The sequence below is a fragment of the Nodularia chucula CCY0103 genome, from assembly GCF_963923915.1.
Classification (GTDB): domain Bacteria; phylum Cyanobacteriota; class Cyanobacteriia; order Cyanobacteriales; family Nostocaceae; genus Nodularia; species Nodularia chucula.
The window spans coordinates 75679-87966 of record NZ_CAWUOL010000001.1 but is presented as its reverse complement, the minus strand read 5'-3'; the positions used below and the strand labels follow the sequence as shown (position 1 = coordinate 87966).

The 12288-nt window shown below is 41.6% G+C and carries 9 protein-coding genes; 4 read left to right on the top strand and 5 right to left on the bottom strand.

Translation table 11 applies throughout. From position 1 onward, the window contains the following. Positions 1-117 precede the first annotated feature (117 nt). Positions 118-696, bottom strand: coding sequence for a hypothetical protein (locus ACM0OP_RS00365; RefSeq protein ID WP_414526401.1), 579 nt, complete (start codon positions 694-696; stop codon positions 118-120). A 283-nt stretch (positions 697-979) separates the two neighbouring features. Between ACM0OP_RS00365 and ACM0OP_RS00360 the strand changes: the two genes are divergently transcribed. Continuing rightward, positions 980-2377 (top strand): cytochrome P450, encoded by a 1398-nt coding sequence (locus ACM0OP_RS00360; protein WP_414526400.1) that lies wholly within the window; start codon positions 980-982, stop codon positions 2375-2377. 79 nt (positions 2378-2456) lie between these two features. Here ACM0OP_RS00360 and ACM0OP_RS00355 read toward each other — a convergent pair whose 3' ends face one another. After that, a complete protein-coding gene (locus ACM0OP_RS00355; RefSeq protein WP_414526399.1) occupies positions 2457-2771 on the bottom strand; it encodes a DUF3067 family protein in 315 nt (104 codons plus the stop codon). 233 nt (positions 2772-3004) lie between these two features. Between ACM0OP_RS00355 and petC the strand changes: the two genes are divergently transcribed. Beyond that, positions 3005-3544: a cytochrome b6-f complex iron-sulfur subunit gene (gene petC / locus ACM0OP_RS00350; protein WP_414526398.1), complete on the top strand. Its 540-nt coding sequence runs from the start codon at positions 3005-3007 to the stop codon at positions 3542-3544. Positions 3545-3604: 60 nt separating this feature from the next. Beyond that, the gene (gene petA / locus ACM0OP_RS00345) at positions 3605-4606 is read left to right on the top strand and encodes a cytochrome f (RefSeq protein ID WP_414526397.1); all 1002 of its coding nucleotides are present in this window, start codon (positions 3605-3607) and stop codon (positions 4604-4606) included. Positions 4607-4757: 151 nt separating this feature from the next. Here petA and ACM0OP_RS00340 read toward each other — a convergent pair whose 3' ends face one another. The 3 genes from ACM0OP_RS00340 to ACM0OP_RS00330 all read right to left on the bottom strand — a co-directional run bounded on the left by ACM0OP_RS00340 (position 4758) and on the right by ACM0OP_RS00330 (position 8754). Next, on the bottom strand, positions 4758-5063 hold the full coding sequence (locus tag ACM0OP_RS00340) for a small RNA NsiR4-regulated ssr1528 family protein (protein WP_414526396.1): 306 nt from the start codon (positions 5061-5063) through the stop codon (positions 4758-4760). Positions 5064-5276: 213 nt separating this feature from the next. Next, entirely contained in the window at positions 5277-8375 is a 3099-nt protein-coding gene (gene ppc / locus ACM0OP_RS00335; RefSeq protein ID WP_414526395.1) for a phosphoenolpyruvate carboxylase, read from the bottom strand. Between the two features lie 121 nt (positions 8376-8496). Continuing rightward, positions 8497-8754 carry a hypothetical protein gene (locus ACM0OP_RS00330; RefSeq protein ID WP_414526394.1) on the bottom strand — a complete coding sequence of 86 codons (258 nt, stop codon included), beginning with the start codon at positions 8752-8754 and terminating at the stop codon, positions 8497-8499. Positions 8755-9073: 319 nt separating this feature from the next. Between ACM0OP_RS00330 and ACM0OP_RS00325 the strand changes: the two genes are divergently transcribed. Further along, positions 9074-12073: a DUF1574 domain-containing protein gene (locus ACM0OP_RS00325; protein WP_414526393.1), complete on the top strand. Its 3000-nt coding sequence runs from the start codon at positions 9074-9076 to the stop codon at positions 12071-12073. Positions 12074-12288: the final 215 nt, after the last annotated feature.

The following is a 12288-nucleotide window of genomic DNA, read 5'->3' as shown; positions in this document are numbered from 1 at the left end:
GGAGTAGGGAGTAGGGAGTGGGGTAAAAACCTTTCGGTGTCTAAGTTTTATGCTCAGTTTATGTCCTGATGTGTATGCGTACTGCTCTACTTGCTGAGGCTGATATGGCAAGTTACCTTAGTCGTATAACCAAGTATTATCAGCAAAGTTATCACTCTCTTTCTGACGTTCTAATAAATGTTCCGGAACCCTATGGGATTTTTTATAACCAACTGGGTTATATTTTTCCTTGACTTGGATAGCTGATTTATTCTCTTTTTGTGTAATATTAGGCTGCTGCTGTTGTGCTGAAATATGAGAATTACTTTCAGCAATCAGTTTAGAATTAGCTTCTGCCAAGTGTAACGCATCTTGTTTAGCTGCGTGCAGGTCTGTTGTCAGCTTCTCTGTTAATACTTGCTTTTCATACAAAGCTGATTGTAAATCAACAATTTGCTGTTGCAGAATTTTTTCTTTATCTTGAGATTGTGCGAGAGATTTTTTTAATTCTTGGATCGTGGCTTCTAAATGATGATTACTAGACATAGTTTCTTTGACCGCAGTTGGTTTGGGTGTCTGTGTCGGTAATTTATCAATTGTCAAAGAATTGTCTTCAGTAATTTTCTCCGCTTTCACCTCAATCACAGATTGATTTGCCAGTGGTATCAGTTTTTGTGGCTCTTCTTGTACTAAATCAGATAGATGCTTCTTAACCATTATTTTCTCCAATCACGCTGTCATTCATCAGCCACCCAGGGTTACTCTCTGTTGTGTCATCAATAACTGGGAGAAACTTGAATATCTGCATAAATGAGAATAAACTTGTTTTTCTGCCCAAATTATGCGGCTAAATTAACTGCCATATTCGTTTTAGCGACTCGTCCCTGATGATCAAGGGTGACGATGATTTTGGCAATCCTGACTTCTGAGGCTCCCTTAGTTAAATATATCGCTTTGTGTCGCCTCCCGTCAGATCAAAACTCGTAAAAATAACAATCAGATGACATCAATTTACAACTTACCCGATGGACCCACATTACCGCGCTATCTGCGTTTGGCTAAATTCATTACCCAGTCTGTCAAACAAGTAGAAGATTTTGCCAAAGTGTATGGTGACAACTTCACTATTCAAAATCGCGGTGGTCAGCACATTGTATACTTTAGTCATCCCCAAGCACTAGAAGAAATTTTTAATGCTGATCCTAGCTGTTTTCAATCTGTGAGAGGAAACAGGGGTTTAGAATTTTTGCTGGGGGATAATTCTGGCATTTTACTAGATGGCGAGCTTCACCAAAGCCAACGGCAATTATTGATACCACATTTTTATGAGGAAAGAAGAGAAAGTTATGGTCAAACCATCCGCAAAATTACCCAAGAAGTCAGTAACGAATGGATAATTGGGAAACCTTTGAATATTCACCTCTCTATGTCAGAAATTACCTGGCGAGTGAGTTTACGGTTAGTATTTGGTATAGATGAAAAACCTATTTGTCAGGAATTGGGGCGATTAATCACTTCCCTTTTAGACTTGATTGCTTCCCCCTTGATGTCCAGCACGTTGTTTTTTTTCATGGGTAAAGATTTAGGTGCTTGGAGTCCTGGGGGGCGAGTTGTGAGACTGTTACAGCAAATAGATAAACTAATTTATACTCTCATTCAAAAACGCCGGATAAAATCTGGACAATATCGTCAAGATATTCTCAGCTTCTTAATTTCAGCCCATGATCAAAACGGTGTAGGGATTTCAGACATTGAATTACGAGATGAACTAATGACCATATTAGTTGCAGGATACGAAACCACCGCTTCTGCATTGACATGGGCTTTTTACTGGTTGGGACAATTACCAGAAGTCCGAGAAAAGTTACAGCGAGAGCTAGAAACTATAAATATAAATACAGAATCCAGTAAGATTATAAAATTGCCTTATTTAACAGCAGTTTGCCAAGAAACTTTGAGAATTTATCCAATTTTAGTCAATGGATTGCCGCAAACTGTGAAAACACCGATAAAAATTATGGGTTATCAATTACCAATAGGAACCATCATTGTTCCGAGTATATATTTAGCCCATCATCGTCAGCAAACTTACTCACAACCGCAGAAATTTCAACCAGAACGCTTTTTGGAAAGGCAATTTTCCCCTTATGAATATTTACCTTGTGGGGGTGGAAATCGACCTGGTATTGGCTTGGCTTTTGCTCAGGATAAAATGAAAATCGCTTTAGCTACTATTCTGGCAGAGTTTGAATTATCTCTAGTCAACCAAAAACCTGTATATCCTGTGCGACGTGGTTTCACCTTGGCTGCACCATCGAGAATGCAAATGATACCCACAATTCAAGTGAAAACAGCAAATATACCTTTGACAACTTCACCTTTGACAACTTCTATGTAGAAAGCATACTGAAAGCACAATTTGCTCATCTGTTCCTCTCTGCGCTGCTGCATGAGCAATAATAGTGAATTAAGCTATTTTAAACAATCCATTCTGAGGCGCGTTCACCTAAATCTAAATCCAGAGGAATACTTACAGCTTTACCCAATCTGGGGCGATCGCGCGTTTGAGCAATAAATGTTTGGACTTGCAAAGTGCCGCCTAAAGCCTGAAGATAATTAGCAATGCTATCCAAATGTTCTTGATATTCTAGCTCAGTTAAGGGAAAAGAAGCCTGTTCGAGATACTTCCACATTACTTGCAGAAATATCTTGCCTTTAGTACGCCGAAACTGGAGATCATAAGAATATCCCCATTTATCCAGTAACAGTTTCCTTAATTCCAGTCCTGTCATGACTTTCCTCCATTAGATTTTACATTTAGTTATGATGTTACGTTCCGTAACTCAAGTATGATAGACATATAAAGAAATGTAATGCTAACAGAAGAGATGCTCAATATATCTTGGAATAAAGAAAATTAGCATCGTTGTAGGCGTTGGCATTTCGACTCAAACAGGAGTAGCTGCACTACTTACTGCTACCCTTGTAAGAATGCTTAAAAAAATACACACAGAGCGCGTAGAATATGGCTCAATTTTCTGAATCAATGGACGTGCCAGATATGGGCCGTCGTCAGTTCATGAACCTGCTCACTTTTGGAACTGTGACAGGTGTGGCTTTAGGTGCATTGTATCCTGTAGTCAAATACTTCATTCCACCTGCTAGTGGTGGCGCTGGTGGTGGTACAAATGCAAAAGACGAACTAGGTAATGATGTTAGTGTCAGTGGCTTTCTAGCAAGTCATAACGTAGGCGATCGCACCCTAGTTCAAGGGCTAAAAGGCGACCCCACCTATATCGTGGTAGAAAGTAAAGAAGCCATTACCGATTATGGTATCAATGCTATCTGCACACACTTAGGTTGTGTTGTCCCCTGGAATGTCGCAGAGAACAAGTTTAAATGTCCTTGTCACGGTTCCCAGTACGATGCAACTGGTAAGGTAGTCAGAGGCCCTGCACCTAAGTCTTTGGCTCTCGCACACGCCAAAACCGAAAACGACAAAATTGTTTTGACACCTTGGACTGAAACCGATTTCCGCACCGATGAAGAACCTTGGTGGTCTTAATTAAGTGCTGAGACTGATGACCAATGACCAATTAACCAGAGAATCATTGTCCTTATAGAGATGAGAAATGCCCGTACCACAGCGAGTTTAACTCGCACAGCTAAAGCAATGCTCAAAACATTGCTCATAGCGATCGCTACCTTGACATTTTACTTCACTAGCGATCTAGCCTTGCCCCAAACCGCCGCAGCATATCCATTCTGGGCGCAACAGACCTATCCAGAAACTCCCCGCGAACCAACAGGGCGGATTGTCTGCGCTAACTGTCACCTAGCAGCTAAACCAGCAGAAGTAGAAGTTCCCCAATCAGTCCTACCTGACACTGTGTTTAAAGCAGTGGTGAAAATTCCCTACGACACCAACATACAACAGGTTGGCGCTGATGGTTCTAAAGTTGGGTTGAACGTCGGCGCTGTTCTGATGTTACCAGAAGGCTTTAAAATTGCCCCTGAAGACCGGATTTCGGAAGAATTGAAAGAAGAAGTAGGCGATGTTTACTTCCAACCCTACACAGAAGATCAAGAAAATGTGCTTCTTGTGGGACCAATACCCGGCGAACAGTATCAAGAAATCGTTTTCCCAGTTCTTTCTCCCAACCCAGCCACGGATAAAAATATTCACTTCGGTAAATATTCAGTTCACCTGGGCGCAAACCGGGGACGGGGACAAGTTTATCCCACTGGCGAAAAGAGCAATAATACCGTTTACAATGCTTCTGCTACTGGCACAATCAGCAAAATTGCCAAAGAAGAAGATGAATATGGTAATGCCAAATATCTTGTAAACATCCAAACAGAATCTGGCAATACTACTATTGATACCATTCCCGCAGGCCCAGAATTGATTGTTTCTGAAGGGCAAATTGTAACTGCTGGTGATGCTTTAACCAATGACCCCAATGTTGGTGGATTTGGTCAAAAAGATGTAGAAATTGTATTGCAAGATGCTACAAGAGTTCAAGGCTTAATTGCTTTCATTGCTCTTGTAATGTTAGCTCAAGTAATGCTTGTTCTGAAGAAGAAACAAGTGGAAAAAGTTCAAGCTGCTGAACTTAATTTCTAAATTCTTGGCTCAATTAAAACTTTTGAAGACAGGCTTAAAGTCTGTCTTTTTTAGTATAGGTGGGGAGTGGGGAGTGTGGGAGGTGTGAGGAGTGTGGGAAGTGTCTAACTTTTATGGTCAGTTTATATCCTAACTTCCCTGGAGATTTTTATTATTTACCGCCGTAAAAAAAGGCAATTTCTTTGTCTTTGAGGGGAGCAAAACCTGCTTCTACAAGCATTTTATCTAGTTCTGGTTGAGGAATGTGTTTCGCGCCAATTCGGACAATGCGCGATCGCATGGTATTAGATACTCCACTACGCTGTCTATTTCCCTCTAGCCCCATGACTGTACTATATAATTCTAGCTTGGCAGTGGGAATGGGCGAACCATCAAAATCGATTCCTTGGGCGATCGCCTCATCAATAGCATCAGCACCCTTGATTGTATTCTTCACTTCATTAGTTTCAGCAGGCATGGCGAATTATTCTTTAATCTACAAGTAGATTCTACCAGTGTTACTGATCCCAAAAAGACAATTATAGTTGAGGAATAGGGAGTAGGGAGTAGGGAGTAGGGTAAAAACCTTTCGGTGTCTAACGTATATGCGTAGTGCTATAGAACTAATCTGGTGGGTTACGCTACGCTAACCCACCCTACGGTTTTGGGGTAATTTATTTTCGCCCTGTGATCAGCCTGTATTTCTCATACCAGCAGCAATCCCATTAATAGTTAACAACGCCCCTCGCAGTAACTCACCTTTGCTGTAACGAGAGTGAATCACCCCAGAAGTCGCAGTAATATTCCGGGACTGTCGCAAGCGTTTCAGCAGGGAAACTTGGATAAAGCCTAAAGGTACAATGGTTCCGTTGCGTAATTGTACTGAACGTTGTAACACAGGATCACCATCCAACAGCCGACTGTGACCAGTGATTTTGAGGACTAAATCCCTTGTGAGATAAAACTCATTGGCAATTTGCTCAAATACCTTTTCTAGTCTGACTTTATCTGCTGGATTTCCTAATTCTGCCACATAGTGATGTGCCATTTGCATATCTACTTTAGCCAGGGTCATTTCTGCTTTAGAAATCACCATTTTGAAGAAAGGCCACTTGAGATAAAAATAGCGTAGCAATTTCAAGTGTTCTTCTGGTGCTTCATTCAAAAATCCCTGTAAAGCTGTGCCAATACCATACCAAGAAGGCAATAAAAACCGGGTTTGTGTCCAGCTAAATACCCAAGGAATAGCTCTTAAACTGCTTAAGTCTTTCTTCCCTGAAGGTCGTCGCGCCGGACGAGAACTAATTTGCAACTGGCTAATTTCTTCAATGGGAGTAACTTGGTGGAAGAAGTCGATAAAATCTGGTTGCTCGTAAATCAAATTGCGATAATGTTGACGCGATCGCACCGCTAATTCTTCCATAATCTCATTCCAAGGTTCAATATCATCAAACCCTGTCCGCAGCAGACTAGCTTGAATTACAGCCGTGGTGATTGTTTCTAAATTATACAGAGCCAAGTCCAGCAATGAATATTTAGAAGCTAATACTTCCCCTTGTTCAGTAATCTTAATCCGTCCATTAATACTCAGTCCTGGTTGAGCCAAAATCGCCTCATAAGCGGGTCCACCACCTCGTCCCACCGAACCGCCTCTACCGTGGAAAATTCGCAAACTTAAGCTATATTCTTCTGCAATTGTTTGGAGTGATTTTTGAGCTTTATGAATTTCCCAGTTACTACTTAAAAAACCAGAATCTTTATTGCTATCAGAATACCCCAGCATGACTTCTTGTAAATTTGGGGTGAGGGGAGAAGCTGTAGCGGGAATAATTGGGGATACAGATCCTTCTTCTTGACTCGCTTTCAGTGCTTCATAGCCACCTGCTAATAAAGCTCGATATAACGGTAGTTCAAACAACTGTCGCATGACGCTACGGGAGCGTTGTAAATCTTCTACCGTTTCAAACAAGGGAACAACTTGAATAGTTCCCACAGCCATTACTGGATCAAACAGTCGAGATTCTTTGGCGAATAACAAAACTTCCAGAACATCACTTACTTCCCGACACATACTAATAATGTAAGTTTGGCAGATGTTGACACCAAACTCTTGTTGCAGCGATCGCAATATCCGGAAAGTTTCAATGACATCATTAGTTTTTTCCGAAAATGGTAACTCCCCTGGAATTAATGGCCGGCGGGTTTGCAGTTCCCCTGTCAGCCAAGCCACACGCTGCTCTTCAGATAGCTCGTTATAGGATTGGGGTAAGATTTGCAGATATTCTAAAATCTCATTAATAGCATCAGAATGTCTGCTGGATTCTTGGCGGATATCTAACTGAGTCAAGTTAAAATCAAAAATTTCCACTTGACAAATTAGGGTTTCTAACTCCCGACAACTTAAACCTGTTTCCGTTAAATTATGTTCAATTAACCGCAGTTCTGCTAAAAACTCTGTCCCTGAACGATACATGGGGACATCTTCATTGCTGGAAGTTTCGCGGTTGTACAAAGAAACATTGCGATCGCGGGTATTTTCTAACCGTCTCAGCACATAGGATAGTTTTAAGCGATAGGGTTCCTGGCGATAACGCAACGCCAACGCATCATACACATCACTTAACTGGGACTGATCCACTTCCAACGATTCCAGCAAGTCTGGTAAAACATCGCTCCAGTGCATGGACACACTCAATAATGAAATTAATTCTTTGACTGAGCGAATGTATCTTTCCAAAACCATTTTGCGCTGATAGCAAGCGGTTTGCCAAGTGATTTCTGGTGTCACTGATGGGTTTCCATCCCGATCTGAACCTACCCAAGAACCAAAGGAACAAAAGTTTTTATGCGGCGGTTCTAGCCAACTGAATGTCTTACCCAGAGCATATTTCAACCGCTTATATAGTTGAGGAATCCCATCAAATAATACTTCTTGGAAGTAGTGCAGAGCATAATCCACCTCATCCACTACCGTTGGTTTAAACTGGTGCAGTTCATCTGTCCGCCACCATAGGCGAATTTCTTCTAGTAATTGTTGTCGTAATTCTACCGCTTCCCAAGGATATCCCCCCAGGGTGTTTTCTGTGCGTTTTTCCACTGCATCTAATTTTTGCAGCAGGCTGACTACCTGTCTTTGTTTCTCGCGGATAGTGTGACGAACTATTTCGGTGGGGTGAGCTGTAAACACTAAACGCACATCTAAATGTGAAATCAGCCGTTGAATTTGTTGCGGTGGGACATTCAGCTTGAATAAATGAGGAAACAAAGTGGCAAAAGTACCTTTTTGTTCCGCTACCGATTTACTTATTGAACTTTTTGTAGAGAATGGATTAATTGTATCTGTACGAGTTTCTCTGCTTCTATTTTCATTGGCATCATCTTCGTTTTGATTGGAGGAGTAGGTAGCATTTGATAAAGTCTCCTCTACAATGAGGGTTTCTGTTTCCCCCTCGGAATAGCGCGTTAATTGCTGACGTTGTTCATATTCCTGCTCTATGATGTTAATCAACTGGAAATACAACGCAAAGGCGCGAGCTGCTCGAATGGCCTCGTTGATATTCAGTTGTTCAATCAACTTCACAGCAGATGCGGCTTGATCGTTGGTTGCTTGTCCTTCTGGCGAACACAAGTCTCGTAATTGGCGCAATAAATCCACCATTGCTTGGCCGCATTCTTGTCGGAGTACGGATTCCCACAATTCCTCAACTACTTGGAGACGATGACGCAGAAATAATTCCGACGCAGGGTAAAAATTTGCTGCATGAGACAAACTGTATAAAAGGGAACTCATAATTTCTGCTCTTGTCAAGCTAAGTACTGTTTACATCCTAGAGACGCGATTCATCGCATCTGTGCAAGACAATTAATTCTCAGGGTAAAACCATGAGGTTTTTAGGTTTTAAATATATTTTTTAACCTCTTTCTCCGCCTCTGGACTGTGTATACCCAGTATTGTCCTCTGGGAATGGGAGAATTGGTAGGCGATCGCCTCGAAATAATTCTTCACTGGCTTTCCCTATAGATTCTAGAGTTTTTACTGTCGCTTTTTGTGTAGTCACGAGCATTACTATAGACGCTGTACCAATTTGTAACAGGAAAAATTGCGGAATATTCCAACAAGGGAAATCAAATCCGGTATGATCTGAAGATTTTGGGGTAGTAGAAGTCATCGCTAATTCTTAATTGTGGGCAAATGAGTTAAAGGAAACACGCACATTGACCATCTGTGAGACTTGCAGACCCCTATGTCTATTTTGGCCGATTTTACAAGTCCACAAAGTCACAAAAATCTTAAAAAAAACTGCAAAGTGTGATAGACCTATGCTTCTAGTTTACAAGTCCCAGCAACACCATTTTCAAATGCTGCATACAAAGCTAACTAATTGCCTCTTTACAATAAAGGTTTTATTCACCAATTATTTATCCTGAGAGTAGCGTCTCCCAGAGAAAGGCTGATCACTGATAACAAATGACGAAAATTAACTGTTCATGAAAACAGCATTACTAGATAGTCAAAAATCACTAGTACAGTGGGTAAGCAAAGCCACAGGAATCAACTCTTTTGGAGTCAAAGTTCGATTGCGGGGAAATGACCTCCACATTCTTTGTGAAAGTTTCGACTCCCCCCAGCGCTGGCGTACTCTGTCTGATTTGCTTCACGCACTACAGCAAATAGATTTGGATCTTTTGACTAGTGAAGAACAACCCTCAATATACCAAGTATTTGTCTATGGGCGACAGAAAGGCGAATATCGCCCCCAATGGTCTCATCGAGTTTATTTAAACCAACTAGAACGACATCTCCAACAGGTAGACCAAGCCTTAGCAGGCTCGAAAAGCAACCATACAGGCGGGGCTTTAATTCTCTCTAATGAAAGTTTGGCCCGTCGGGGAGACCCCAATGCGATCGCCCGCTACCTCAGCGAAACTCTCAGTTCTTTGGGCGTATCGGTACAAGTCCAAACTCAGCCCTATCAGTCAAAAGACAGCAATCAACCCCCAGTTAATCGTTTGTGGGTGTTTTGTCACTCCAGTTATAGCCCTGATTCCTCACTATTAGCTGAACCCATCGCCCAGCAGTTACGAAATTTAAAACTGGTCGGCTATCAAGATGCCGTGATTGTGTCTCAGGTAAGTGGGGAAACTGGATCTGATTGGCGACTGAGAGTGGATTTGCGTCCCCCAGAACTGATGCTGAAGGAATGGGCAAGGTGGGGAGATATTCAAGCCATTACTAGGCTGTTAAAGTCAAAATTAGAGGATTTTCAAGTTGCAGTCCAAGTTTCTCTGAAACAATCCACTTTACATATCTTTTGTATTCTCGCTGGTGATCCCGCAAAAAATACCTCTGCACCAGTTCAAGGTCAATGTTTAAAAATTATTTCTCGACAGCTAGAGGCGATCGCTCCCCAAGGTATTCTCGCCGCCACTGTTTATGGACAAAAAACCTTAGACGAACCACCAACTTGGGTACAATGGCTGACTTTACCTGCTACCCATCATCCCGATCTAGCGACATTACCCCTAGAATTGGCCAGTGATGGTGATCATCCAGCAATTATTTTTTTACTAGAGCGCTTACTCAATACTGATTTAGATTGGCGTTTAAAAACTGGTGGTATTCGTGTGATGCTGCTACCGAAAGCAGACCTGTTACACGTCATGTGTGATGCACCCATCTGTCCATCCCGTGCCAAAGTAGCTAAAAAAGTTACCGATTTTTTACAAAAGTTAAAAATGCCAGGGATCGCTGGAGTGCGAGTTTACGGTCGCCGTGGTGGTCATAAGGAACCATCTTGGCATTATGGTATAGATTTAGTCCCCCGTGAACGTTTAGTACCAGAAGCTACCCCAGAATTTGCTGCTACTGCCGAATATGTTCAGGATCTGATCACCAGTGAAAATCAAGAAGCAATTTTACGTCAGGATTTAACTTCAGCAGAAGTTCACAACTTGGTGACAGAAGCCGCACGCAATTGGAAGACAGACGCGATTCATCGTCTATCTGCAATTAATCTCAGAAAGTGGCTCATAGAAACACAAATATTTACAACCAGTAATCAAGTTTTCATAGAAAACCCTGATCATCGAGGATTAAAAGTAGCTCTGGTTTGGGGTGCTTTGGGTTTATTGCTGACTGTACAAATTGACGGCATTTTGAATTATGTCATGACTCGCTATCAAGCAAGTGCATCACCAGTAACTCAGGTTTCTCCCCCCTTATCACCTGTTCCTTCCCAGTCAGAAACCAGTGAAGATGAAGATTTTGGAAATGACCAGTTGCAAACAAAGTTTCCTGGTAGTCAAGGAGGAGCGTTTAATGATTCTGGATTTACTGGTGATGATGAGACTTTACCCGCCGCTTCCCTCAGACCTAGAGCTAATGCAGTAGCGATTTTATTAGCAGCACGGGGGCAAATACCTAGTTTTAATTCTCGACAGTTAGATGAACAACTTGCATTATATAAACAGCGCATTGCCACCAATGGTAAACCGGCCGATGTCTTAATTATTGGTTCTTCCCGCGCCTTGAGAGGAATTGACCCGGTGGCACTTTCTCAGGCTTTAGCAAATCAGGGTTATCCCAATCTTGATGTCTTTAATTTTGGGATTAACGGTGCTACAGCCCAAATTGTTAACTTGATTATTCGTCAAGTCCTACAGCCATCAGAACTACCAAAACTGATTCTGTGGGCTGATGGTTCCCGCGCTTTTAATAGTAACCGCCAAGATGCGACTTTTGAGGCGATCGCTACATCCCCAGGTTACAGAGAAGTATTGCAGAAAGCATTAGCAGCAGACAACGGTGATCAATCCCCAGAAAATTATCCAGTTCAGTCTCCAGTCATTGAAACCCCAAAAGCTAGTAGTTATCAAGCAGTCGATGATTCTTTAAATCAGGGATTATCTACCCTTTCTATGAGCTATGGCAATCGTGAGCAAATCCAAGCATTTTTAATGCAAAGAATCCTGTCAATGCCATTAATTAGAGAAACTAAAAATATAGGCTTACAAACAGATTTAGTAGGAGAAAATTCGGAGATCAACACTAATGATCATGCAGTAGATTTTGATGGATTTTTAGCCTTATCCATACGATTTAATCCCATAACTCACTACCAAAAACATCCTAGAGTCGCTGGAAATTATGACAATGACTATCGAGATTTTCAGATAGAAGGAGAACAAAATGATGCTTTTGCCGAAGTTTTACAATACACTCAGTCCCGCAATATTCCTCTAGTATTTATTAATATGCCTTTGACATCTGACTATTTAGATCCAGTCCGCACAAAATATGAGCAAATATTTCAAGAATATATGTTATCCCAAGCCAGAAATCCCAATTTTATATATAGAGATTTCAGTCAAATTTGGACAGAAATAAATGATTACTTTTCTGACCCCAGTCACCTCAACCGATTTGGAGCCTACGAAGTATCTAGAAGACTAGCTAATGATCCCATGATTGCTTGGCCAAGAAATTAAAGTGTATGGTACAGGAAACTGGGTAATAATTTAGCGTTGGCTAAAACAGCTACAGGACTTACGCAATTGCCAAAATCTTGATTTATCAAACCGCTAGGGCTGTAGAAAGCCCAGAGAATTTAGATAGGACTTATGCTATGCAAGAACAACGTAAAAACAGTCATTGCGACGTAAGGAAGCAATCCCAAACACCTGATTTCTCGTAACGAGTGCGT

Coding starts and splice junctions, on each gene's coding strand:
- ACM0OP_RS00330 (WP_414526394.1), bottom strand. CDS start 8,754: ATGACTTCTACTACCCCAAAATCTTCAGATCATACCGGATTTGATTTC.
- ACM0OP_RS00355 (WP_414526399.1), bottom strand. CDS start 2,771: ATGACAGGACTGGAATTAAGGAAACTGTTACTGGATAAATGGGGATAT.
- petA (WP_414526397.1), top strand. CDS start 3,605: ATGAGAAATGCCCGTACCACAGCGAGTTTAACTCGCACAGCTAAAGCA.
- ACM0OP_RS00340 (WP_414526396.1), bottom strand. CDS start 5,063: ATGCCTGCTGAAACTAATGAAGTGAAGAATACAATCAAGGGTGCTGAT.
- ACM0OP_RS00325 (WP_414526393.1), top strand. CDS start 9,074: ATGAAAACAGCATTACTAGATAGTCAAAAATCACTAGTACAGTGGGTA.
- petC (WP_414526398.1), top strand. CDS start 3,005: ATGGCTCAATTTTCTGAATCAATGGACGTGCCAGATATGGGCCGTCGT.
- ACM0OP_RS00365 (WP_414526401.1), bottom strand. CDS start 696: ATGGTTAAGAAGCATCTATCTGATTTAGTACAAGAAGAGCCACAAAAA.
- ppc (WP_414526395.1), bottom strand. CDS start 8,375: ATGAGTTCCCTTTTATACAGTTTGTCTCATGCAGCAAATTTTTACCCT.
- ACM0OP_RS00360 (WP_414526400.1), top strand. CDS start 980: ATGACATCAATTTACAACTTACCCGATGGACCCACATTACCGCGCTAT.